General features: G+C 56.7%; 22 protein-coding genes and 1 pseudogene. 2 read left to right on the forward strand and 21 right to left on the reverse strand.

Annotated elements, in window-relative coordinates; genetic code table 11:
* Nucleotides 1-11 precede the first annotated feature (11 nt).
* The 3 genes from ACFFSY_RS23615 to ACFFSY_RS23625 form a co-directional block, all read right to left on the reverse strand.
* Nucleotides 12-914: a hypothetical protein gene (locus ACFFSY_RS23615; protein WP_377498722.1), complete on the reverse strand. Its 903-nt coding sequence runs from the start codon at nt 912-914 to the stop codon at nt 12-14.
* A 189-nt stretch (nt 915-1,103) separates the two neighbouring features.
* Nucleotides 1,104-1,493 carry a nuclear transport factor 2 family protein gene (locus ACFFSY_RS23620; RefSeq protein ID WP_377498724.1) on the reverse strand — a complete coding sequence of 130 codons (390 nt, stop codon included), beginning with the start codon at nt 1,491-1,493 and terminating at the stop codon, nt 1,104-1,106.
* Nucleotides 1,494-1,543: 50 nt separating this feature from the next.
* Complete coding sequence (locus tag ACFFSY_RS23625; protein ID WP_377498726.1) at nt 1,544-2,008, reverse strand: DinB family protein; 465 nt, start codon at nt 2,006-2,008, stop codon at nt 1,544-1,546.
* A 189-nt stretch (nt 2,009-2,197) separates the two neighbouring features.
* Here ACFFSY_RS23625 and ACFFSY_RS23630 point away from each other — a divergent pair, with 189 nt between their 5' ends.
* On the forward strand, nt 2,198-3,121 hold the full coding sequence (locus ACFFSY_RS23630) for a LysR family transcriptional regulator (RefSeq protein WP_377498728.1): 924 nt from the start codon (nt 2,198-2,200) through the stop codon (nt 3,119-3,121).
* A gap of 86 nt (nt 3,122-3,207) precedes the next feature.
* Here the strand turns inward: ACFFSY_RS23630 and ACFFSY_RS23635 are convergent, their stop codons facing one another.
* The 18 genes and pseudogenes from ACFFSY_RS23635 to ACFFSY_RS23720 all read right to left on the reverse strand — a co-directional run bounded on the left by ACFFSY_RS23635 (nt 3,208) and on the right by ACFFSY_RS23720 (nt 22,765).
* On the reverse strand, nt 3,208-3,711 hold the full coding sequence (locus tag ACFFSY_RS23635) for a tetratricopeptide repeat protein (protein WP_377498730.1): 504 nt from the start codon (nt 3,709-3,711) through the stop codon (nt 3,208-3,210).
* Nucleotides 3,712-3,717: 6 nt separating this feature from the next.
* On the reverse strand, nt 3,718-4,230 hold the full coding sequence (locus ACFFSY_RS23640) for a GNAT family N-acetyltransferase (protein ID WP_377498732.1): 513 nt from the start codon (nt 4,228-4,230) through the stop codon (nt 3,718-3,720).
* 16 nt (nt 4,231-4,246) lie between these two features.
* A complete protein-coding gene (locus tag ACFFSY_RS23645) occupies nt 4,247-4,705 on the reverse strand; it encodes a GyrI-like domain-containing protein (RefSeq protein WP_377498734.1) in 459 nt (152 codons plus the stop codon).
* A 66-nt stretch (nt 4,706-4,771) separates the two neighbouring features.
* Nucleotides 4,772-5,314, reverse strand: coding sequence for a GNAT family N-acetyltransferase (locus ACFFSY_RS23650; RefSeq protein ID WP_377498736.1), 543 nt, complete (start codon nt 5,312-5,314; stop codon nt 4,772-4,774).
* Between the two features lie 150 nt (nt 5,315-5,464).
* The gene (locus tag ACFFSY_RS23655) at nt 5,465-6,199 is read right to left on the reverse strand and encodes a hypothetical protein (RefSeq protein ID WP_377498835.1); all 735 of its coding nucleotides are present in this window, start codon (nt 6,197-6,199) and stop codon (nt 5,465-5,467) included.
* A gap of 102 nt (nt 6,200-6,301) precedes the next feature.
* On the reverse strand, nt 6,302-7,582 hold the full coding sequence (gene fliB, locus ACFFSY_RS23660) for a flagellin lysine-N-methylase (protein ID WP_377498738.1): 1,281 nt from the start codon (nt 7,580-7,582) through the stop codon (nt 6,302-6,304).
* A 303-nt stretch (nt 7,583-7,885) separates the two neighbouring features.
* Nucleotides 7,886-10,642: a hypothetical protein gene (locus ACFFSY_RS23665; protein WP_377498740.1), complete on the reverse strand. Its 2,757-nt coding sequence runs from the start codon at nt 10,640-10,642 to the stop codon at nt 7,886-7,888.
* Between the two features lie 178 nt (nt 10,643-10,820).
* A complete protein-coding gene (locus ACFFSY_RS23670; protein WP_377498742.1) occupies nt 10,821-12,377 on the reverse strand; it encodes a malate:quinone oxidoreductase in 1,557 nt (518 codons plus the stop codon).
* A 415-nt stretch (nt 12,378-12,792) separates the two neighbouring features.
* Complete coding sequence (locus tag ACFFSY_RS23675) at nt 12,793-13,431, reverse strand: CBO0543 family protein (RefSeq protein WP_377498744.1); 639 nt, start codon at nt 13,429-13,431, stop codon at nt 12,793-12,795.
* Between the two features lie 112 nt (nt 13,432-13,543).
* Complete coding sequence (locus tag ACFFSY_RS23680; protein ID WP_377498746.1) at nt 13,544-14,146, reverse strand: CBO0543 family protein; 603 nt, start codon at nt 14,144-14,146, stop codon at nt 13,544-13,546.
* 327 nt (nt 14,147-14,473) lie between these two features.
* Nucleotides 14,474-14,602 (reverse strand): annotated as a pseudogene (locus ACFFSY_RS23685) (hypothetical protein); the annotation flags it as partial.
* A gap of 319 nt (nt 14,603-14,921) precedes the next feature.
* Nucleotides 14,922-15,866: a hypothetical protein gene (locus ACFFSY_RS23690; RefSeq protein ID WP_377498748.1), complete on the reverse strand. Its 945-nt coding sequence runs from the start codon at nt 15,864-15,866 to the stop codon at nt 14,922-14,924.
* Nucleotides 15,867-16,003: 137 nt separating this feature from the next.
* Nucleotides 16,004-16,816 carry a hypothetical protein gene (locus ACFFSY_RS23695; protein WP_377498750.1) on the reverse strand — a complete coding sequence of 271 codons (813 nt, stop codon included), beginning with the start codon at nt 16,814-16,816 and terminating at the stop codon, nt 16,004-16,006.
* Nucleotides 16,817-16,997: 181 nt separating this feature from the next.
* Complete coding sequence (locus ACFFSY_RS23700) at nt 16,998-18,071, reverse strand: ABC transporter substrate-binding protein (RefSeq protein WP_377498752.1); 1,074 nt, start codon at nt 18,069-18,071, stop codon at nt 16,998-17,000.
* Between the two features lie 39 nt (nt 18,072-18,110).
* Nucleotides 18,111-19,076 (reverse strand): galactofuranose ABC transporter, permease protein YjfF, encoded by a 966-nt coding sequence (gene yjfF / locus ACFFSY_RS23705; RefSeq protein WP_377498754.1) that lies wholly within the window; start codon nt 19,074-19,076, stop codon nt 18,111-18,113.
* Nucleotides 19,069-20,109 (reverse strand): ABC transporter permease, encoded by a 1,041-nt coding sequence (locus ACFFSY_RS23710; RefSeq protein ID WP_377498756.1) that lies wholly within the window; start codon nt 20,107-20,109, stop codon nt 19,069-19,071. The genes yjfF and ACFFSY_RS23710 overlap by 8 nt, the downstream gene beginning before the upstream one ends.
* Nucleotides 20,110-20,113: 4 nt before the next feature.
* Nucleotides 20,114-21,625, reverse strand: a complete 1,512-nt coding sequence (locus tag ACFFSY_RS23715; protein WP_377498758.1) for a sugar ABC transporter ATP-binding protein — start codon at nt 21,623-21,625, stop codon at nt 20,114-20,116.
* Between the two features lie 84 nt (nt 21,626-21,709).
* On the reverse strand, nt 21,710-22,765 hold the full coding sequence (locus tag ACFFSY_RS23720) for an ABC transporter substrate-binding protein (protein WP_377498759.1): 1,056 nt from the start codon (nt 22,763-22,765) through the stop codon (nt 21,710-21,712).
* A gap of 429 nt (nt 22,766-23,194) precedes the next feature.
* Between ACFFSY_RS23720 and ACFFSY_RS23725 the strand changes: the two genes are divergently transcribed.
* Complete coding sequence (locus tag ACFFSY_RS23725) at nt 23,195-24,988, forward strand: sensor histidine kinase (protein ID WP_377498761.1); 1,794 nt, start codon at nt 23,195-23,197, stop codon at nt 24,986-24,988.
* Nucleotides 24,989-24,992: the final 4 nt, after the last annotated feature.

Genomic DNA, 24,992 nt, shown 5'->3' on the forward strand with positions numbered 1-24,992 from the left:
CCTTCTCGTCTTCACAATCCCATTCGTTCGATGATGCGAGTCAACTGTCTCGTCAAGTAAGGCGAAATGTCGCCAATGCCAGACAAGGCTTCCAGCAAGGGGAACGTATGCCCTCCCCAAGGGCCACGCGGGTCAAAAACTTGCCGTCCGATCCGCACCCCACCGGCTTCCAAGAAGCCGTTCAATCGCTCCAATCCTTCGGCAAGCACGCTGACCGGCAGCGGTTTGTTCCTCCGATGGGACCATTCCGCTAAGAAGGACATGCCGCGCAAAATATCGTATTCGAAGAACCGCGGGAAGCATGGCTTCAGCCAATCCGTCTCGATGACGCTTCCGTCCTGTTTGGCGCATACAAGTCGATGCTCGATGAGATAACGCGCCCCTTCGTCCAAGAACGCCGCTTCCCGATTCGTGAATTCGCGGTCGGTATGCCGCAAGATCGCCTCCAGCGGAGGCAGCGTGGAGATGATCGAGCTTTTCCGCGAGCCCATATACGCATCCGGATTGCAGTTCAGCCCGCCGTCGGGCAGCTGATGGTTTAAGAGCCACTCGCGAATCCATGGCTGTTCATGGTCCAACTCGCAGCCGCACGCCATCAGGATCATGTAATACACGGCCAGCTCGCAGTGACAACAATCCATCTTCCGCTTATCCGCTTCACAGGTTGGCTGGTCTTTCTCGGTAATGACGAATGTCTGCCAAACTTGCGTCTCCAGCAAATGTTTGGCGCTTGCGATCGCGGAAGCCGGAATGCGTTTCGCTGCTCCCATTTCATAGAGAGCGGCCATATGCCACCAAGCCCCGTCCCACTTTCGACGGCTGTCTTCCGGACGTGCCGCCTCCCATGGCGAAGCAGACGCCAAATACCGTATCGATTGTTCCATTGCGACGTCAATCCGCGGATTCGTTCCCAACCGCGCCACTCCTCTGCCTGCTCGCTGCTTTCCGGAACAGTCTGTCTCGCTCTGTTCCCACCCGCTTCCAATTTTATCAAGTTGCCTGGCTGCTTTTCTATCTTTTTTATCGATGGATCAAAGAAGAAGCGCAATCCGCGTTCCCGCCGACTGCGCCTCATCCTCTCGCTTATTGCCACGCTTTGCCGCTCATGATGGAGCTTCGTAGTTTCGCAGCGGCATCCCTACATATTCCCGGAAAGCACGGATCCGATCCGCCTCGTATTCGAAGACGACCGCCAGCTCGTTGCGATACGGCCGGCCGTTCAACGAACCTTCCGCGCGGAAGACGACCATCCCCCGGCTCTCATCCGCCAGCTCGATAACCGGCGTCAGCTGCACCTGCAGCACGGAACGCTCGAAGCGGATCAGCTCCTCGAAGCGCGCCATGCCGCGCTGCTCCTCATTCCATCCCTCTAACGGGAGCGGCACGAAGAAGCGAAAATCCTCCGTCGCCATCGTCCCGAAATCCGTCGTATCTCCAGTTTCGAACGCCTGCTTGAACGCTTGAAATACGGTGCTAATCCTCGATTGGGCCATCCCATATCGCCTCCTGACCGAATCTGCATAACGAACTTCAAGACGAGCGGTTAACGGACGAACTTCAGCAAGCTGGATATAACGCCAAGATGAATCGCTTCGTGCATGAAGGCGAAATTGAACAGCTCGCCAGCCGTTTCGAAGCGGAAAGGTCCCATCGCGTACGGCGTCATCAGCTTCTGTTCGAGCAGGTCTGGCGTCAGCTCGGCAAGCCGGGACAGCTGTTCCGCCAACAGGCCGATCAGTTCCGCCTTCGCCGGCGGCGCTTCCGTCCAATCCGAAGGTTTCGTGCCGGAGCCGAAGAATGCCGCATAATGAACGGGGATGGCGGTCGGCCAGCCGAAGCTCAGCGAAGCGTATTTGTCCCACCAGTACGCCAGATGACCGACCTGCCAGCAAATCGTATTGGAGAAGCCCTCCGGCTGGATGTCCATGCCCGTCTCTGGCACGTCTTGAAGATGACCGATAACGATCTGGCGAAGCACCTTTCCTGTGTGAATAATCGATTGAGCCATGCGTATCTCCTCCTGCTTGTGGTTTTCTCTTGACGCCTTAAGCATACCGCTGCGCGGCGAGACCAACCATCACGAGATTCCGATGCAAATGATCGGTTTCGGTAATGATCGCGAAGAGGGGGTTGGTATCGGGGATCGGCCACTTTATAATGACGAAGAAGATGGATCAAGAAATGGGGGACTGGCGCGATGGAACTTCGACAGCTCGAATATTTCGCCGCTGTGTGCCGAGAGATGCATTTCTCCCGGGCAGCTGAACAGCTCTGCACCACGCAGTCGAATCTGAGTCAGCAGATCAAATTTCTGGAGAACGAGCTGGGGCTACCGTTATTCGATCGGATCGGCAAGCGGATCGCGCTCACCGAGGCGGGTCAAATTATGCTCGAACAAAGCAAACATATCTTCGAGCACGTGGATTATGCCAAACGCGCCATCACGGATCTCAAGCGGATGGACGGGGGCCGGCTGGATATCGGCATTTTGCCGGGGGATGGCGATTTGCTGTTCGATGCGCTGCTGATCGATTTTCATCGCGCGTATCCCAAGCTGTCGATCAGCGTGACGGAGACGATGGACGTATACGAACAAGTGCTGCAAGGCACGAGAGATCTCGGCGTGACGACCGTGCCGCTCAAGCCGGATGAACGAATGGCGGTCATTCCGTTATTTCATGAGGAATTCGCGCTGGCCATTCGGTCGGATCACCCGCTTGCGAAGTCGAAGGCGATCCCATTCGAGCAGCTCGCGCAGCTCAAGCTGGTCCTGTTCGGTCCCGAGCACCAGATGACGAAGGTCATTCAGTCGTGCTGCGACGCCAAAGGCATCGCGATCGACAATCCGATCGTCACCTCCACTTTATCGACACTGTTATCGCTCGTCGATCAGGGTATCGGCGCTTCCATTCTCCCCCGGCTGCTGCTCGATTACATGGATCATCCGAATATTGCGACCTTGCAGCTGCTGCACCCCACCCCGAGTCAAGACATCTGCATCCTCCATCGCACGGACAAATTCATGGGCCAAGCCGCGAAGCTGTTCATGCAAGAGTTGCAGGCTTTCGTGGAGCGCGTGAAGCAGCATGCCGAACGTTCGTCGCAATCGCAATCGGGATAAGACACCAAAAATCCGTCGCAGCCGGAGCGGCCGCGACGGATGAATCTGCTATAGAGATGAATGAAGCCCGAACGCCGTGCCGCTTCTTACCACGTCTCGTCCAGATGTTGCGCATAATAAGAGAGACCGCGCCCGAAGTAGAGCAGCTTCTCGTCCGACGTCGTCTCCATCAGTTTGGTCAATGCGAGCTCCATGGCCTCCTTGTGGCGCCCGGTATTATACAGCGCCATCGACAGGAGCACCTGGATAGCTCGATTGGCAGGAAACGCGTCCATGCCCCGGCGCAAAGTCGCCACCGCTTCTTCATATTGCCCGAGCGAGCGGTAGGTGCTCCCAAGGCCAAGCAAGCATCGCTCGAGATCCGCTCCCGTAAGCCCGAGTTCGAGCGCATGCACGTAATACGGAATCGCCGCTCTGCCCATGCCCGAATTGTCATGCGCCACGCCGGTCTGATAGTGAACCTCCGCGACGTCCGGATAGGCGGCCGCAAGCTCCAACAGCAGCGCTCGGGCTTCCGCCAGAATCGCCTGGTCCTGCTTGGCTCGTCCCTCTTCGCGCAGCCCAATCGCCTGATCTAATCGTTCTCTCATGTAGCCTTAGTCCCTTCTGATTTCTTTCTCCATCACGTAATCGTCCATGACGAACCCGCCGCCGATATCCGCCACCTGCTCCCTTACGGTCCGGAAGCCCTTCTTCTCATATACCGCGATACTCGATCCGTTATGCCGATTAACCGTCAGCCATATGTGGCTCAGGCTGCGTTCGTGGCACAGCCGCTCCAGGAATGCCATCGCTTGGCTCGCATAACCGCGTCCCCGGTAGGCTTGGGCGATGTAGAACTTGCTCAGGAAGAGCTTCCTGTCTTCTTCCCTGACCGACATGTAACCGACGGAGGAGTCGTTCTCCTCGTGACGGATCAAGACATATTCGTAGCCCTGACGCTCGATCTGATCCGTAATCGCGGGTACCGATTGGAACTTGCTTATCATGTAATCGATCTGCTCGATCGTAATGAGGGCGATGTAATATTCACGCCAAATCTCCGACGCCAACCGCGCCAGCTCGGCAATGTCATTGGCGCTGTTCGCGCGTTGAAACTTCAACGTCATAGCTAGTTCCCGCCTTTCATTGAGCGGCTTCCCGCAGCGGGATATAGACCTCCGCTTCATCCGGCCATACCGACTTGTCGAAACGATAAATTTCGAGCGCGAGCGCTTTGTCGTGATTGTGCTTGCTAGTGGCTTGCAGATAATCGTGAATGACGCGATAAGGATCATCAGGCGATTGTACGGCTGCATACCGGTGCGGAGGGATCGTGAAGCCGAGCATGCCTTCCGGTATATCGGACAGGCGAGCGACTTCCATGCACACGAAGTACGTGAACAGAATCTCCGACGAGAAGTGCGGACTCACGTACCGTTCGGGATGAAGGACATGTTGGATTTCGCCCTTGCGTCTGAGAAACTCGTTCTTCATTGCCTCTATTCTGTCGGGACGATGGCTGTTGAAGGGAGACGTGATGCACAGGCCAACCAGATGGATTTCCGGTAAGTCGATTTCGTTCACTTGGTTCATGCTCGACATGGGAAGCACCTCTTTCGGAAATTGGTTTACACTCACTCGTTTATCGGTCAGTCGACACGGATTGGACTAAATCTCCTCCGACGGATTGATGAGCGCGAGCACTTGGTGGTCTTCCCATACTCCGTTAATCTTCACGTTGCTGCGCGCGATCCCTTCTTTATGGAAGCCGGCGTTCTCCAGCACGCGGATCGACCCGGGATTGCGAGGCGAGACCTCTCCGACGATTCGGTGAAACTTCAGCTCTTCGAACGCATAACGGACTACCTGCTTCACAGCCTCCGTCATATACCCTTTGCCGTTATGCCCTTGGTCTAGGCTGTACCCGATCATGCAGCTCTGAAGCGCGCCCCGCAGCACCTGAGCCAGGTCGACGCTGCCGATAATGCGGCCATTCTCCTTGAGGCAAATGACGAAGGAATACCGTCGATCGGATTCCCGGTCCGTCTTGGTCTTCTGGATGGCTTGGAGCTGGTACGCCTCCGTCGCATAATCTTCCGGGTTGCTTGGCGAGAACTGCTCGAAGAACGCCTTGTTGCGCTCATACATCGCGGCCAGTTCCGCGGCGTCCGTCTCCTCGGGGAACCGGACGTCGATTGGCGGTTCAGTCATCTTGCAACCTCCTTCCGAAGCTAATGCCACCCATTGTATCATATCCCTGTCCGAAACTCTCGCTAGCCGCTCTCGCTTGCTAGACGTTCTAGAAGAGACCATGACGCATCGGCCAATATCCCCCTTACCCCTTCGTGGTTCAGCCTGCGTTCAGACATCCCCCTCCCACTTCATGCCGATTTCTTCAAAAGAAATCCTGCTCTCGGCCAAACCCGCTTCATCCTCCGATCCAATCAATTGAATCTCCTCCCGCGTTAAAACCAGAACTTCCGAAGGCGCTTCGATTTTTCGTTTGAATAGGGATCGCAGCAAAATCGTTTGCGTTTCGGACATGTCGTAATACGCTTGCCATTCATTTATGGCATGGTCTGCATCCAAGGCTTGTCTTTCTAAGAGAAACCCGCCGTTCTCCAGCATATCGCCCATAGCATCTTGCGAATAAATCCCCTCGCCATCTCCCCAGAATGCCGTTGTAATGAGCGGTACGGTCTGCCCATCAACGTCATCCAACAAATACTGAAGCGTTTCCTGTTCGGCTAACGATTTCACTTCATCAGGCGAGTCGATCAAGTAGTCCAATGCGTCTTTCGCATGCCGTAACCGTTCGCTATGTTCGTTCCGAAAAGCAGCCACCATATATTCGGACTGGAACGTGACGGTTCCCCGCGTGCCGGAAGTATTTTGAACGTTATAATTACACCCATCCCAAGATTGTTCGTGAGCGAACTCGGGATTGTGCGCGGTATCGATTGCATGTGCGATTGAAGCTAATATACACCCTTGCCATAGGTTGTGACATTTCCATGCGATGCCTTGCAAAACAATCCCTCTCCCTTCGGCTTTAACGAGACCAACGACTACTCTACCATAATTTGGATTATTCATCAGCACAAATTAAGATCGCCTAGATTACAACCTGTCCCCCTCTTGAAATCGAAAAAGCACCCAATCCGGGTGCCTTCTCGCGCTTAAATGATCGCGCCTCCGCTACATCGCCATCAGCGGCGGCTCTTGGTCGGTAGCACCCGGAACCGCCAAGCCAGGCGGCTTGACGAGCTGCGCGATCATCGCCAAAGGCGGCTGACCGCTCTCTTGCAGCTGCCTGAGCATCCGCTTCTGATAAAGCGGGGCATGCTCCATCGACTTGGAGAACGACTGGATCAACCGGACCACATCGTCCAGACCGAAACGATCTTCGAGCCGGGCAGCCATGCCGACCAATTGGAACTCGATCAAAGCGAATTGGGCCGCCAAATGCAGCCAGCCAATGAGCGGATCGGATTTGTGCAAATGCGGCAGCAGCTGCTGGTAGCAGACATTCACCGCATAATTCTCTAATACATAGCCATGTTCCCGCAGCAACGGCGCATAGTAGCAATCGTAGGCGTTCACGTATCGGGTCAGGCTTTCATCAGTGAGTTCGCTACCTGTATAGGCTAGTCCGGCGAAGGCTTCCGTCAGACACTGGACATACCGCCGATTCGGGATCCCCATTACCATGCGCATCTCCAGCAGCTTGCGAAGCAGCCTCATACGATCGGGCAAGGATGGAAGCGCGGACGAAGGGCGGAAGGCAACGGTATCGCGCGCATGCTCTCCGATCATCGCGTTCAGCCTATCCAGGACCGCTTCCGGCTCCTCCGGCTGCTCGCCTGCCTGAAGCGCATGAATCAGCTCCGCCCCCTTCAGCAGCCGGTCCTCCATGCGCAGCTCGCGGTTCTGAAGGATATCGATTAGCAAGGCGCGCAGCCGCTTCCAATTCGGGAACGCGTCTTGGCGCTTGGCGTGCGGCCACTGCCGGTGAAGGATATGCCGCTGCTCCGGCCCCTCTTCCAGGGCGATGAACCGAATGCCGCGTTCATTCAACAGAATCAGGCGCGCAGCCTCCGGACAAGCGAGGGATGCCGAACGTTCATACTGGCCTTCCACGATGTTCGTAACCCGTGGGAACGTCGCGCACACATCGGACAGATAGACTTCGCCGACCGTGGCTTGGATGCGGCACAGGCCGTCCGTACGAAGCTGCGGGCAGCGTCCATCCGGCGGCATGATCATTCGGCCGTAATCTTCCGCTCGCGCAGAATCCGGATTCGGTTCGATCTGACCGGCAAGTCCATCCAGCTCGGGATGACGCAGCTGCTCGTAGACGCCGTAGGTCGCGCGGTCGATATCGATTCGCCAGCCGGCGCAGCACGTATCTTCGCAAGCCGATCCGATGCAGTGAAAATCCGTCATGTAATGGGGGCTGTGTACGACTCGCATGCTCATCAACCATTCACTCCTCATCGGTTCGATTGATCTTCCCAATGGTGCGTGACCTTGTGATCCGACTGCTCCCGCCGACTATGATGGAAGCCCTTACACAACTAAAGATAGCGGGTGGAGCAGCGCTTGTAAATCGTTATTTTGCAATGACCCCGCCGCCTCGAAAGCCCGCAGCATCGCGTGTTTGACGAAGCGACGAACCTCGCCTTTATCCCCCTTCGATCACCAAAAAACGCGGCGGACAACCGTCTCATCGGAACCGGTTATACGCCGCCTGTGTCTGCAATAAACTCCCAATCACGCCGTCTACTCCAAGCGTAATGGATCCTCGATCACTAATCCGTCGTAACCCGGCACCCCGTCGCCCTTCTGCGCATTCAGCGTTCCGAGATCATGGATCTTCCAGGCGCCTTCCTCAAGTTTCAACGCGACCTCCAGGTGGGCGGCGTGCCCGATCGCGTAGAACAGATTCAGCGTCATCGTGAATCGGACGGTATCCGGCGCGACGGACACGATGTCGATCGGCGGCCAGGAGAAGGCGCGGGAGGGATGCCCGCTTGTGCGTTGCTCGTCGAAATCGCCCTTCAGCCGCTGGAAGCCCGGATTGTTCCACGCCTCCTCGGTGAATAGCGAGATCAGCTGGTTGGCTTCCAGCGGCCCTTTCGGCAAACTCAAGGATTCGTCCAGTCCGAGCGCCTGCTCGATCAGCTCGGTATATCGCTCCGCCAGCAGGCGCATCTGCTCGCTCTCGCGTCTGCGGTCGGATGCGTCCGTCACGATGAGCTCATGGCCGGCCAAATTCGGCTGCAGCGTCAGCTCAAGCTGATCCTTGCCCGCCATCATCACGATCGTCTCGCCCTGCCGGCGAACGGGCTGATTGTCATCAAGCGGCAGCTCCGTCAGACTGCGCTCCCCCACACCCCTTGAACGGTCCGCGTACCGGAAGACGAGCGGGAATGCCTCGCCTTTACGGGTCACCGCAAAGGCGCGCAAATATCGCGGATTATTTGGGGCTAACCCTTTGCCGAAAAGATACTGCTGCGGACGAAACAGCAGCAAATCCCAGCCGTCGAACGAGACGCGCTCCATATGCGCCAAGCTCGCCTCTTGCTCCAGCCGCAATCCCTGTATAGCGGGCAGCTCCTTGCGCGCACCCGCCCTGGCCTCGAAGGTGACGGTATAGTCGCCGTAAAACTGCAAGCCGTCTTCCTGGACATCCGCTACTTCGCCGGCTTGGGGCTTCAGCCGGATCGTCCCATAGCGCGACTTCCCCAGCACGCGCGCGCCCGCTTCCTTCTCGGCCGGCTTGTAATAGCCCTCACGCGTCCACCACTCGTTCAGCTCCGGCGCTTCCGAGATTGACGGGGGCAGGATCGGCAGCCCCCCTGCCGTCTGCTGTACCGAGTTCGGCGTCTTCGCATACCGGATCGCCCGTTCTCCGTCGATCGGATCGCGGTCGACGTAGACCAGCCAGCGATCGCGATGAATGACCGGCGCGTCCAGCCGCCAAGCCACGCCCTCTCCTGCGCGCTCGTCCATTGCGAACGTTCGTCCGTCCAGCCACCGCCATGACGGCTCCGCCTTCGTCCATCGATACAGCGCATCGCCCACGTCGGACGGTACATGCAGGTAGAGTCCCCGCTCCGTCGCAATGGCGGATGCAGGATGCGGCGACGGCCAGATCGTTCGGCTGTTGTTGTCGGCGAGCAGGTAAGAGCGGCGGACGAAAGCGGCGGGCTGGTCGAACGGCTGCACGATTACCGGCTGCTTCAAGTCCTCCGGCGACCCAGCCGTCCGATAATCGGTCAGGACGCCTGTTCGGATATCGTACCGCTTGTACGCGATATCCCGCTTCTTCGGCTCGGTATCACCCTTGAGCGTATGGACGCGGAACGTCTCCAGCCACACCTCGTGCTCGGACGCCCAGCCGTACACGTTCATGCGCGCGTCGGCCGGCCCCCGCAGCGTGAACGTCCGCTCCGGCTTGCCGTTACGGTCGTAGAACCGGACGCTCTGCGCATACAGGTGCAGACCGGTGTCCGAACGCGCGGCCAAGGTCCGGCTCCCGTCGCCGAATTCCTGGTAAAATCGCGTGCTCTCGGCATTCCAGCTAATCCCCGGGTTCATGAGCGCCCTCCCTTCGCCGAAGCCGAATTCGGCTACAACCTTGTCGCCCGCCGGTTCCAGCACCTGGAACTGCCGGCCCGCCTTCGGCTGGTACACCATGCGGGTGAGATCAGGCGAAGGGAAGAGCAGCTCGCGCGTCGGCGAGCTGCCCGGATCGCCGTAAGCCGGATAGCTCGCGCCCGGACTCGCCTGTACACGTCTGCTCGCCCAGTCGATCAGCCACGTTCTCCCCTTGAAGCTTGTCACCAGCACCTTATCCCCACCGTTCTCCCCTTGCGCCACATGCATGCCAAGCAGAAAATCCGGCTCTTGCTTATTCTCCAGCGGCTGCGACCAGAATCGTTCCGCGACGACGGCCACTCTGCCGTCAGCCGGATCGAACTTCGCCAGATCGTAAATAATCGTGCCGTTCTGTTCAGTAGGGCGGACGAAGACGACATGCCCCTCATCCACTGCCATGACGGGAGTTGCGCTTTGCAGATGGTAGGGATACTCGAATAATAGATAGGACCGCGCCTCTGCCGAACCGGGCTCGACGACGACCGCTTCCAGGCGATCGCCGCCGCCCCGCTCCTCCTCGCCGTACCGGTTGACGACATGAACGACGCGTTCGTTCATGCTGAGGGTCTTTTGCACATAAAGCCCCGCTGACGGCTGCATCTCCAGCCGAAATCCTTCCGCATCCGGAATAGTCCGGATTTGCAGCGAATCGAATGCCGTCTTCGCCTGTACTTGCCGGGACTCGGGCTGCGGACTCGTCTCTGGCCGAAGCGGCCGATCGTTCTCGGCCCTCGCATCGGATGCCGCGGCATTCACGGCAGACTTGTCCTCTTGTATCGGCTGCAAGCTGCTTTCTTCGCCATAATACGAATAAACAACGGCGCCTGCCAGAAGCATGCCGCCCGCGGCCATCGCCATAAGACGCCATTTGCGCATTGTACGCTTCCCTCGCTCTCTCATCGCTTGCGTTACCACCTAAGACGAGAATTTTCCCAAAAAGTTCCGCTCTAATACGCCTTCCGCTTACCGCTAACCAAATAAATAAGGAGCCGATGCCCAAAGGCACCAGCTCCCTATCTCCGTATGCGATCGTGCTGTCGATCGCTAATATGAATTAAATGAGGACTTCGTTGCGGCTTGGCGCGCTGTCTGCGGCCGACGTCGTGTCGACCAGACCGAGCGTCTGCGCCGTCGTGGAATGAATCTCGCGAATAAGTGCCGGATTCTTCAGCAGCGGCTGCCCATAAGAAGGAATCATTTCTTTGATCTTCGGCTCCCACGCTTTCAACTGCTGCGGGAAGCACTTCTCGATCACCTCGAGCATGACGGACACCGCGGTGGATGCACCCGGCGACGCGCCGAGCAGCGCGGCGATCGAACCGTCGGCGGCGCTGATAACTTCCGTGCCGAATTGCAGCGTGCCTTTGCCTGCGGCTGTATCCTTGATGATCTGTACGCGTTGGCCGGCGACGATCAATTCCCAATCCTCGCTTTTGGCGTTCGGAATGAATTGGCGCAATTCGTCCATCCGCTGCTCTTTCGAGAGCATCAGCTGCTTGATCAGATACGTAGTGAGCGACATGTTCTTGACGCCCGCCGCCATCATCGTCACGAGGTTATGCGGCTTGATCGACTTGAACAAGTCCAGATTGGACCCGAATTTCAGGAACTTCGGCGTGAAGCCGGCGAACGGCCCGAACAGCAGCGATTGCTTGCCTTCGATGAGCCTGGTGTCCAGATGCGGCACGGACATCGGCGGCGCGCCGACCGGGGCTTGGCCGTATACTTTCGCGTTATGCTGCTTGACGACCTCCGGGTTGTTGCACACCATGAACAGGCCGCTGACGGGGAAGCCGCCGATGCTCTTGCCTTCCGGTATGCCGGATTTCTGCAGCAGATGCAGGCTTCCGCCGCCGCCGCCGACGAAGACGAACTTCGCCGTATGGCGCTCGACCGCGCCGCTTCCGGCATTGCGCACTTTCATCTCCCACGAGCCGTCGGATGCGCGCTTGATATCGTCCACTTGACGGTTGTATTGAATATCGACGCCTTTGCGCTCCAAGTGCTCGAGCAGCATGCGCGTTAAAGCGCCAAAGTTGACGTCCGTTCCGGCTTCGCTTCTCGTCGCCGCGATCGGCTGATTCCCGCTCCGGTCTTTCATCATCAGCGGAATCCATTCGGCCAGCTTATTCGGGTCTTCGGAGAATTCCATCCCCTCGAACAGCGGATTGGCGGACATCGCCGCGTACCGTTTGCGCAAGAAGCTGACGTCTTTATTCCCTTGAACAAAGCTCATATGTGGCACGGAAACGATAAAGTCCCGTGGATTGCGGATCAGTTTGCTGCCCACCAGATAGGACCAGAACTGCTTGGAAACCTGGTACTCTTCGTTGACTTTGATCGCCTTGCTGATGTCCACGGTTCCGTCCGGCTTCTCCGTCGTGTAGTTCAGTTCGCAGAGGGAAGCGTGTCCCGTCCCCGCATTGTTCCATTCGTTGGAGCTCTCCTCGCCCGCGACCGCGCGGCGTTCGAACACCGTGATCTTCCATTCCGGCACCAGCTCTTTCAGCAGCGCCCCCAACGTAGCACTCATGATTCCGGCACCAATCAAGATAACGTCTGTTTTCGTTTGACTGCTCATTATAACCTTCCTATCCCCTAAGAATTGCATACCTAAGCATTGCAGAAAGGATGTAGGCGCTCCTGCTTAGGAGCTACAGCAAGTAAGCAAGGGCGCGACCACGTCACACCGCGTTTGATGAATCAGCGTATTTACCTTCTCTTAGTTTATCACTATTGTTAATAGATTAAAATAATTGGTACTGCCAAGTACCTCAAATTATTTACGGCATTCTGCCCAAAGTCAGGAAATCTCCACATTCGTGTCGTTGCTCTACCTTTATATCGGCTGGAAGCGCGCCGCTTATAAGATATTCTTTATTCACAATCGTCCCGCAAGGTGAACAAAAAAAGCCCGCCTGTGCCAGGCCGGCTGTCGTTCCTTGCCCAATGCCTCTTCATTTCGGGACAAAATAAAAAAGGAGCGTCTGCGTGGCAGTCTGCTCCTTCATTTGATACATGACGCGTTATTTCGCTTTGACCCGGAACGTATTTCTCCCCGGCAATTTGACGATTCCGTCCCGACCGAAGGAACTGTCGTCGCCGGATTTGCGCAAGGCCAGGAAGATCGCCGTGACGCCGACGGATAACCCGAAGACAAGACCGTATATTAGGAACAAGTAGACGAAATTCATCCACCTGTACATGTGGAACAAATCCAGCTGCACCATGATCGGCTTCAGGACGAACGCAAAGGCTGCGCACAGCGCGGCGCCGAATAGATAGAAATTCCGCCGGGTGTGCATGCACCATTGATAGAGCAGCATGAAGCTTACGGGAACCAGCGCCGTATCCAGCGTGATGCTTTCCGGCAAGAAAGGTACGAATTTGAAAGGGTAGCCCCATAAGCCCTGCTCGACCCCGAACGTATCGATGTAGCTGAACCAGACATGCACGTTCAAGCCGAAGAAGCCAAGCAGCAGCGCTTTGCTGCGATCCAGTCTCCAGAACAGCATGATCAACGGGATGAGGAATAGCGCGGCCAACAGCCAAAACTGCCACGTGCCCATATTCGAGTACTGCAGCCAATAGCGATGGAGGGATGACGCTTCTTCCATCTTCACTTGCCGAATCCGTTCGAAATACTGCGACTGCCCTTGATCCACGACGTACACCTCCCTCTGTACTATTTCCCGGATGTTGCTAAACATGCATCGCAACCGAAGGCGCGATCACCTCGCCGCATCCCGCCGCCGCCATTCAGCCGACCGCCTTCCTTCAGGAATACTTTCCGACATAATAGCCCGCCATGAAGATGGTCAATATCAATATAAAATGCAGCAGCAGCCAGCCGGTCCTCCCGAAATGAAACAATCTTTTGTCCAATGGCCTTCGATACTGCTCAGGTACGCAGAGGCCGCCCACGTATTCGAACACCAGCAGGAAAATCCACCACCACGTGTAGGAGTCCCAGATGTCCCATTTGGATTTGAACTGGATAATGTCGGTGAACTGCACGAGCATCGTTTCGAAGAAAACGCCGACATGGACGATTCCCCAATAATACGGGATTTTCCAAGGCCAAGGCTTGGGACTGTATTTCACGCCAAATAGCACGTAGAAGGGAAACAGCGTCAGCAGCAGGGAAACAGGGATCTTTAGTACCGGGAAGAGCAGTGAATCGAATTTATAGTAGCCAAGCGCCACGAATAACCCGCAGATAATGGTTCCCACCGAGGCAGCAATCCCATATACACGCCCATAGTACTTCCAGCTTGTCTTCCACACCCACAGCGTCCCTGTTAAGGAAATGACAACGGCGATCAACAAAATATAGTAGTTCTTATTGCCCGATATGAGCTCGTCCCATAAATTAACCACAGCACCCGCTCCTACATGCGTGGATCAATCGATGGCGGCCGGCTAAAGCTCCATTTTCATCCCGTCACCCCGACTATCAGAACCCAGTGTGCCCTGTTGTCTCGAAGTTTAACCCGTTCGCCGCCTATTTCCGTCGTCTCTATCCATAAAGCAGATCTCCGCCAATAGAGCACGTATCCGATGCACAAAAGGCAGCCCCTTATGGGAGGCTGCCCTACACTGGCTGGCCAATAGCGTCATGCGTGCATGCTTTGAGCTATCCTTACAAATAACGCGCCGTAACCGAACGATCGCAATCCCGGATGCCCGCCGGCGGTCCTTCGTACAGACGATCGAGGATTTGCCCGAGCCGGACACCCCGGTGAAGATGGTGATTTTACCCTTCGGGATCCGGACAGTCACGTTCTTGAGATTGTTCTCGCGGGCGTTCACGATTTCGATAAAATCCGTGTTCATGCATGCGCCTCCTTCTCGTTCTGCCTCTAGTATTTTCCGTTCTATGGACGGGCTAATCTCGCAAGCAATCAATCGTCGCAATCTTCTGTCTTTTGAAGACGGACGAACGCGATCGGTTTCCTCGTTACCGCGTAAACGTCCTTGCGCGTCTGCGCTCGGCGCTCTGGCCAAGTTCCCGGTTGCCGGCCGAACGCTTCATCGGCCGCGTCCTCTCGTTTTGGCAGGATTACCAGTCTACCAATGCGCGTATCGATCGGGCAAGCGCCAAATTCACTATAATCAAACTCTCCCGTTCAGCCGGTTGAAGTGTGTACCACAGTTAACGTCTACTTTTTTTGGGAGATGCGTTGAACCTCCGCCCGACCTTTGCCGGGAAGCCCCCAGAGACCAATTCCGATGATTCTCCCAGCCCCGTTCCTCGCGAAGACTCCTCCCGAATAAGAAGCGGAAATTGTGGGTCTCTTGCTTCAGGCGGAAATAGAGGCGAAAGAAAAGCGCTTAAATTATTCAAGTCATTATCCGTGCAGCTATTGATATCATTTGTTGCCTGTATCGTTGCCCCTGTATCTCCCATTTGGATCACAGCTCCTGGCGATTGCTTTCGAACATTGTCTATTCCGCCTAAGGCGTCGATCTGCGAACGATTCAAAAAATTCACCCAGAAGCACCCGCGTACATAGGAATGAAAACCTGGTTGCGGGGTAATTTGTCTGATCCCATAGCGTGCCTCAAACGGCGTTGTCATTTCATATGAAGCACTGATAGTCTCATACGTAATAAAACCCGCTATGCCTGAAGTTAGCTGAATGAGGGATTGATATAGCCGAATAAAATCCGCTTGCACCGCAGAAGGTATTTGATTACTGAATAGTCGTTCGCTAAGCGAGAAGCTCACTTCATTCGGGAACAGCATGTTCTTATGCGTCTCTGGAGGGAAGGCAGCGGCGCGGTTAAGCGTGATCGCGAATCTAAAGTCTTGGGGAAAGGTATCCTCGTCCTCATTAGGGGCATCGCTAATGGCCAACGTCAGCAGTTCCTTTTTAGAGAGGAGAGTATTTATTAATCCCATAGCAGAGTCTGAGAATGGCAGCTGTCGATACTGGCCATTTGTTTTTTCGATTTCAATGAGTAAATTATGCGTTGTGAAAGGGACATAGGTTTCAAGGATCTGTTGGAGGACCCCGCCAAGCTGCTCGCCAAGTGGCGATATATTCTTATAGGTCGTTACATTCAGACATATGGCCTTGAAATAATGGGTGTCCAACGTTGTCTCCTCCTGTGCATTTTTTCAACGAGCTCCCGAAAAAGAGCGGGCTATCCATTTTAGCCCGGACGCATCGAGTTATGCTATTCAGCCGCTATGCAACGCTCCGTTCGCTTTCGCCGCCCGATAGCAGCATGCTATAAAAGAGCAACCGGATCATAACCATGAACCTTTATTCGATTCGCTCTAAAAGCATCTCTCACGTTCCTGCTGACCACCGGCTCCCTAACGACAAGACCATTAAGCCGCTCATACGTCAAGTTAAAGTCCTGCGCCGCTGCAAAATCGGCTTGCTCATAAAACAGCTCCGATCTGGGAAATACGCCGCTGACGCAGTGTCGGCATTGTGCATGGCGATAATCGGTCTCGATTCTCGTTCGCGGGTTTAATAGCGGAAGAATACTAGTGATGTGCATCTGATAAACAGCGCCTAGTTCACGGCCTTTATAATCGTGGGCCGGCGAGAATTCGCAGCCGCTCAGCCCGTAATCGAGGATCGTATTCATCGCGTGCTCGGTGACGACAAACTGCGGGGCCATGGTGACGAGCTGCCACTTCTTCATCTTCTTCACGTCCAGCATTAACTCGGATGCTTGCTGCCATTGGCACTCGCAGCCCATATTGGTGTTGTTGAACCGTGTTCCATAATAAGCAGCATCCCTTTCGGGCTGCTCCCACATATAAGGAACATTCATATGAAAGAAAGCGGCTGCTGCCATCTCTTTTTTGGTATAGCTTCGACTTTCCGCATAGGAGTAATCTAAATTACGCTCCTCGATCAGCTTTAATAAGATGAGATAGCCTTCTCGAGCTTGGTCGCTTCTTATGGTGATGAATCCGTATTCCATCGTATGGGAGGAGATTTCATCCACCTTGCCTTCCATAATCGATACGATCTTGGATAAATCAGAAGCCGATCCTCTTATGTTTAATCGAACATGTCTTTGCATTGATGGCGTCCCCTTATTTCATCAATTGAACGAATTAATCTGTCCATTCCTGTTAGCATACAAGATTGCGATGAAATCTGCATCGACGACCCATAAGTTTCAGCAGGAAAAGCAATTTTCACCGGCAACAAAAAAAGGCCAGATGGGACATCCGCCCCCTCTGGCCTTTATTCCGCTCCCTTCAATACTTACGCCCGCTCACGACTTCAGCCGCGCGCTCCTGCGTGAAGACGTCCTCCGGCGGCACCATGCGCTTGGGCAGCGTCCGGCCTGCCATGATTTCCTTGGCCGCCTGCATGAGCTGCGGGCCGATGAGCGGATTGCATTCGACGACGGCGTTCAGCTTGCCGGCCGCGAGTTCCGCGAGCGCCCTGCGCGAGCCGTCTACCGAGATAACGAGGATATCCTCGCCCGGCTTCAAGCCGGCTTCCTCGATCGCGTCGATCGCGCCCAGAGCCATATCGTCATTGTGCGCGAACAATACGTCCGGCCGCTTCTCCGCCGGCGCCTTCAAGAAATCCCGCATGATCGCCCGGCCCTTGTCTTCGGTGAAATCAGCCGGCGCGCTCTGCGTGATCGTCATGTCCGCGCGTCCGGCGAGCACGCTTCGGAACCCTTCTCCGCGTTGGATGGACGGCGCCGATCCGCTGGTGCCCTGCAGCTCGGCTATGCGAATCGGTCCCGGACGATTGCGCATCCGGTCGAGCAGATACTTGCCCGCCTTCTCGCCCTCTTCTTCGAAATCCGAGCCGATCGTCGTGACGAACAGCGACGTGTCCTTCACGTTCACGGACCGGTCCAGAATGACGACCGGAATACCGGCGGCCTTCGCCTCCCGCAGAATGCCCTCCCAGCCCGATTCCACGACGGGCGCGATCGCGATCACGTCCACCTTCATCGCGATGAAGGCGCGTATCGCCTCGAATTGCTTCTTCTGGGATTGCTCCGCGTTCTTCATGACGAGCCGGATGCCGGATTCCGCCGCCGCTTCCTGCACGGACGCCGTGTTGGCGATACGCCAGGCGCTCTCCTTGCCAAGCTGCGAGAAGCCAAGCGTGATCGGCGTATCCGGCTTCATCTCCGAAGCCGACGTTTGCAGCCAATCGCCGAAAGACGGGAGCGCCTCCGGCTCGACCTCTAGGGCCGTTACAGCGTATGGTTTGGTTTCGGCGTTATTCGCGCTGCACCCCTGCAGCGCGAGCAGAGCGAGCACCGCGATGAAGCACAGCATGGCTGCGTGGATCGCTCTCCTCATGTCCCGCCCCCTTTCCGCTCCGCATACGCAAGTCTGCTTTTATGTCTTGAGCGACACGCGCCGTTCGCTCAGTAATCGTTGGAACAAAATGAAGACGAACAAGAGCAGGCCGATGACGATCTTCGTCCACCACGAGCTCAGCGTGCCTTCGAAGCTAATTATAGTTTGGATGACCCCTTGGATCAACACGCCGATGAAAGTGCCGGCGACGTAGCCGACGCCGCCTGTCAGCAGCGTGCCGCCGATGACGACCGCCGCGATCGTGTCGAGCTCGAGGCCCATTGCGTGCAGTCCGTAGCCGGACAGCATGTAGAACGTGAACACCACGCCGGCCAGCGCGGAGCAGAAGCCGCTAAACGCGTAGATCAGAATCTTCGTGCGCGCCACGGGCAAGCCCATGAGCAGCGCGGATTGCTCGCTGCCGCCGATCGCGTAGGCGTTGCGGCCGAATCGCGTGTAGTGCGCCAGATAGATAGCGCAGGCTACGACCGCGAGCGCGATGACGACGTTGATCGAGATGAAGCTGCCGCCGGGGAGCGTAATCTTCGTCTGGGCCACCTTCGTAAAGAAGCCGTTCGTGATCGTAATCGTATCGATGCTGATGACGTAGCACAGGCCGCGGGCGAGGAACATCCCGGCCAACGTCACGATGAACGGCTGGATTTTGAAATAATGGATGATCGCGCCCATGACCGTTCCGAACGCGGCCCCCATGACGAGCACGAGCGGAATGACGACCGCCGGCGTCCAGCCATGCTGTTCGACCAGACTCGCGCTGACCATCGTCGTCAGCGCGATGACGGAGCCGACCGATAAATCGATGCCGCCGGACACGATGACGAAGGTCATGCCCACCGCCGTAATAATGAGGAACGAATTGTCGATCAGCAGATTGAACAGCACCTGCGCGGAGAAAAATCCGGTATATCGGAACGAGCCCGCCGCGAACATGACGGCCAAGAGGCCGAAGGTGACGAGGATGGGCATGTATTTGCGGTTAAGCATGGCGGGTAACCTCCTGTTCGGCCGGGTAATGCCGTTTCTTCCACCGAAGCGCCAGTGTCTTGCGGAACGTATCGGATTGGATCAAGCAGACGGCGAGCACGACGAACGCTTTGACGACGAGCGTAATCTCCGGCGGCACGCCGATCATATAAATCGTGGTCGTGAGCGTCTGAATGATCAGCGCGCCGATGACGGTCCCCATCAGATAGAACCGGCCGCCGTTCAGCGACGTGCCGCCGATGACGACCGCCAAGATCGCATCCAACTCATACCATAGCCCCGCGTTGTTGCCATCCGCGCTGGACACGTTGGCGCTCAGGATGAGACCCGCAATCCCCGCGCACAAGCCGCAGAACACGTAGACCGCCAGAATAACCGTCCGTGAACGTATGCCCGCCAGGCGGCTCGCATTCGCGTTGCTGCCGACCGATTCGATGAACAAGCCGAGCGCCGTCCGGCGTGTCAGCAGCGTGGCGAGCACGAGCATCCCCGCCACGATGAAAATAGAGAACGGCAAGGACGCAAGCGAGCCCGCGCCGATATATTCATAGTTCGGATTGGAGACGGTAATGATCTGTCCGCTCGTAATGAGCTGCGCGATGCCGCGCCCGGCCACCATCAGGATGAGCGTGGCGATGATCGGCTGAATCCGGGTCACGGTGACGAGCGCCCCGTTCCATAGTCCCAGCACGAGCGACAGTAGGACAGCAGCGCCGACCGCGGTCAAGACGAGCAGCATGGAGCTTTGATCGGTCCCCTTGCTGATCGATAGGCACGCGATGGCGCCGGAGATCGCGACGATGGAGCCGACGGACAGATCAATGCCGCCTGTCGCGATGACGAGCGTCATGCCGATCGAGACGAGCATGAGCGGCGCGCCGAAATTGAGAATATCGATGAGACTTCCGTACAGATTGCCATCCCGCAGCACGAGCGAGAAGAAATCCGGCGAATAGAGAAGATTGAATAACAGTAATGCGCCAAGCACGCACAGCGGCCAGAATAAATGATGCCGGACCAGCTTGCCCCCCATAGACTTATCCCCCTGCCATCGCTTGCATAATTTGCTGCTGGTTGATTTGGTCGCCGCTTAATTCCCGTACGACCTCCCGGTCCCGCAGCACGGTGATCCGGTCGCTGACCCGAATCACTTCTTCCAGCTCGGACGAGATGAACAACACCGACATGCCCTGCTTCGCGAGCGAGAGCACCAGCTTCTGGATCTCGGCCTTGGCGCCGATATCGATGCCTCGCGTCGGCTCGTCGAGTATGAGCAGATCGGGCTCGGTCAGCAGCCAGCGGGCGAGCAGCACCTTCTGCTGATTGCCGCCGCTCAAGTTCTTGATCAGATGCTCGGGATTCGGCGGATTGATGTTGAGCATCTTAATATATTGATCCGCGATCTCATCCTGCTTCTTCCTCGGCAGCGGCCGGAACCAGCCCCGGGTCGCCTGGAACGCCAAAATGATGTTCTCCCGGACGGTCAGATCGTCGATGATGCCCTCCGTCTTGCGGTTCTCCGAGCAGAAGGCGATGCCTTGATCGATCGCGCCGCGCGGCGACTTCACGCCGCTCCCGCTGCCTGCCACCGAGAGCTTCCCTTCGTCGCTGCGGTCCACGCCGAACAGCAGCCTTGCGATCTCCGTCCGGCCCGAGCCGAGCAGCCCGGCCAAGCCGACGACCTCGCCTTTGAGGATGGTCAGATCGAACGGTTTGATCGCGCCCTTGCGCGCGAGACCTGCGGCGGTCAGCATCGTCTGGCCTCTCGAGCTGGCCGATTCGGCGGACAGCTTCGGCAGCTCCTCCAGCAGCTTCAAGTCTTTGCCGATCATCTTCAGCACCAGCTCGAACCGCGGCAGCTCCGCGGCCATATACTCCCCTTCCAGCTCGCCGCCCCGCAGCACCGTGAGCCGGTCCGACATCTCATACACCTGGTCCAGGAAGTGGGTGACGAACAGAATCGCCAGTCCTTCGCTCTTCAGCTTGCGCATGATGCGGAACAGCTGCTGCACCTCGGTCTGATCCAGGCTCGACGTCGGTTCGTCCAGAATGAGCACCTTGGCGGATATGCTAAGCGCTCGCGCGATCGCGACCAGCTGCTGGATGGCGACCGAATACGTCTGCAGCGGCACCGTAACGTCGATGGATAGGTTCAACCGCTCCTTCAACAGCTGCTCCGCGTCCTTGTTCATCTTCTTCCACTGAATGCGGCCGAACTTCCGCGGCTCTCGCCCGATGTAGATATTCTCGGCGACGGTCAAATTCGGGCACAGATTCACTTCTTGATACACGGTGCTGATCCCGGCCTTCTGCGCCGCCAGCGGGCCCGAAATCGAGACGGCCTTCCCCTCCATCGCAACGCTTCCTTCATCAATGGAGTAGACGCCGGTCAACACTTTAATAAGGGTCGATTTGCCCGCGCCGTTCTCCCCCATTAACGCGTGCACTTCGCCGGGGAACAACCGGAAGTCCACGTTCGACAGCGCCTTCACGCCGGGGAAGCGCTTCGTAATGCCCGTCATTTGTAAAATCGGGGTATGCACATTCACGCCGATTCCTCTCCTTTATTCAGAAGACAAGTCCCCCGGCCAAGACAGCTGGCCGATGAACTTGTCTTCGTGATCTGCATCCGATTAATATTGGCGGGACGGCAGCGCTTCCTTGGCCTGCTCCGAGGTGAACGTGGTCTCGTCGGTGACGATGCGCGCTTCGATCTCTTTGCCGTCGACGACCGCTTGCACCGCTTCCATCAGCTGCGGTCCGAGCAGCGGGTTACACTCGACGATGAAGTTGATTTTGCCGTCAGCGGCTGCCTGCATGCCGTCTTTGACCGCGTCGACCGAGATGATGACGATGTCTTCGCCCGGCTTCAGACCCGCGGCTTCGATCGCTTGGATCGCGCCGAGCGCCATGTCGTCGTTGTGCGCGTACAGGACGTCGATATCTTTGTGCGCCTTCAAGAACGCCTGCATAACTTCCTTGCCCTTGGCGCGCGTGAAGTCGCCGGTCTGGGACGCGATGACTTTCAGCTTCGGATTGGCGGCGATCTTCTCCGCGAAGCCCGCCTTGCGGTCGTTCGCCGGCGCGGAACCCGTCGTGCCCTGCAGCTCGACGATGTTGACGTCTTCTTGCGCATCTTTGTACTTATCCGCGAGCCATTGGCCGGCCTTGCGTCCTTCTTCGACGAAGTCGGAGCCGATGAATGTTTTGTACAGCGACTTGTCGGCCGAATCGACCGCGCGGTCGGTCAGGATGACCGGAATGCCCGCGTCCTTCGCTTCCTTCAGCACCGTATCCCAGCCCGATTCCACGACCGGCGAGAACGCGATGACGTCGACCTTCTGCTGGATGTACGAGCGGATCGCCTTGATTTGGTTCTCTTGCTTCTGCTGGGCGTCGGAGAATTTCAGCTCGTAGCCGACTTCCTTGGCCGAATCCTGGATCGACTTCGTATTGGCCGTCCGCCAGCCGCTCTCGGCGCCGACCTGCGCGAAGCCGAGCGTAATTTTCTTGTCGCCGGCAGCCGCATTGCCGCCGCCATTATTAGCAGGCGCCGTCGTTGCCGCTTCATTGCCTCCCGTGTTCCCGTTATTCATCGTATTCCCGCCATTGCCGCCGCCGCAAGCGGTTACAACAGACATCATGACAGCAAGCGTTAAAGCAAGTCCCCATTTTTTCTTTGGTCTCATTCGTGGTTAAGCCTCCCTTTGTGGTTCACCTTGAACGGGTGTGACTTCAGTATAGACCCGGCCCGTAGACGTCTTATATGGGCTGCGTTTCGCGTTCGTTTCAATAATTAGGGAATATACGCCATACGACCGCTCGCGAAGTGTAATTTTTTTTGTGAAAAGTGCACTATCCCGCGAAGGTCTTAAATGCGGGAGAAACCATGCTATAATAAAAAAAATCTATATAAGTTGAACTTATATGCAAATCACAAGGCGGAGAAAAAGAGATGAATCTGGAGAAGCGACAGCGTGCGCCTTTGTGAACGGATATCAACCTTGTCACAACTTGAATCTAGATATCCGTGAACAACAGCGCTCGGAAGATCATCGCTTTTTCGGAGCCATTCCTTTGTGTGGCAAATAGTTCTACTTATCCCGCCGGAGGAACCGATGAACCTCGTCACATGGATCTCATCCAGCCTGCGAGCCAAATTGCTGAGCATGTTTATCATCTTGACCGCAGTCCCGCTGCTGGCGGTCGGCATCGTCTCCTATCAGAAGTCCTACACGGCCGTATCCGATCACAGCAAAGCGTCCACCCGGCTCGTGGCCGATCAACTGGCCCGCAATTTGGATATCTTGTTCGAAGACACCGAGCGCATTCTGGAGATGGGCAAAAATCCGCAGGTGCTGCAGTTCCTCTACTCGCCATCCGAAACCTACCAGGAAGCCAAATCCATCCTGCAGACGTTCAAGCTGTACCGGGAAACGTACAAATACGACAAGGTGCTGAACATTTCGATGGTCAATTTATACGGCAAAGGGATCAGCGAACGAAGAGGCGTCTTCCAGTTAGACCGCAACCCGCTCCGGAATCCGTATTTTCAATATGTGACGCAATACCCGGACGCTATCCTGCGCATTCCGCAGTCGGACGCTTCGGATTCCAACCGGCTGGACGGCTTTGCGTACCCGAATCAGAATGCGCTTTCAATTATTGCGGCGATCAAGCAGCGCATTACGCACGAGGTGATCGGCTTTATCGTCATCGACCTCAACGAAGCGATGATCGACGATTTTCTCGCGCAGACGAAGATCGGCAAGACCGGCTTCTTCTATATTAACGATCCTTACGGAGCGCCGGTGTTCCAGCCGCGCGCCAAGCAAGCCGCGCCCGACGTGCTGGCGCAGATCGCGGAACAGCCGATGACCGCGGAGCAGGACGGCTTCGTCCTGTCGACCAAATCCAAGCCGCAATTCGTCGTGTACAGCACGTCGAAGGTGACCGGCTGGAAAATCGTCGGCGTGGCGCCCTTCCAGGAAATTATCGCGGAGGCGAACAGCATCCGGCAGCTCATCATTGTCAGCGTGCTGCTGAGCGCCGTATTCGCGCTGACCTTGTATGTGTTCCTGACCAACCGGCTCACCCGGCCGATCCAAATTCTGATGAACAAGATGCGCAAAGCCGCAGGCGGCTACTTGGACGCCAAGGTCGCGCCGACCGGGACGGACGAGATCGCCGATCTGGGCAACAGCTTCAACATCATGCTCGAGAAGATCAAAAGCCTGATCGACAAGAACAGGCGCGAGCAGGAGCTGAAGCAGATGGCCGAACTCCGCACGCTGCAGGCGCAGATCAACCCGCATTTTCTGTACAACACGCTCGATTCCATCATTTGGATGGCGGAGGCGGAGAAGAAAGAAAGCGTTATCAAACTGGTCAAGGCGCTGTCCCGCTTCTTCCGGCTTAGCCTTAACAAAGGCCGCGATTGGGTGACGATCAAGACCGAGCTCGAGCACGCGCACAACTATTTGGTCATCCAGCAAATGCGGTATCACGATATTCTTCGGTACGAGATTAAAGTCGCCCCCGAGCTGCAGGTGTATCCGATGCTGAAAATGACGCTCCAGCCGCTAATTGAGAATGCGCTCTACCACGGTATCAAGAACAAGCGGGGTCTGGGCTTGATCACCATCGGCGGACGTGCGGAGGGCCAAGACATCGTGCTGACCGTGACGGACGACGGGATCGGGATGAAGCCCGAGCGGCTGGCGCAGCTGCGCGAGGAGCTGGAGAAGCCGATCGACTCCTTGGCGCCGCAGACGGACGATCACGAAGGCGGCTTCGGCCTGCTCAACGTCCATCACCGGATCCGGCTGTATTTCGGCGCGCCGTACGGCATCGAGATGGACAGCGTCTACCGGGAAGGCAGCCGGATTTCGATCCGCATCCCAAAACAGTAAGGAG

This window comes from Paenibacillus aurantiacus (genome assembly GCF_042431225.1).
Lineage (GTDB): Bacteria > Bacillota > Bacilli > Paenibacillales > Paenibacillaceae > Paenibacillus_Z > Paenibacillus_Z aurantiacus.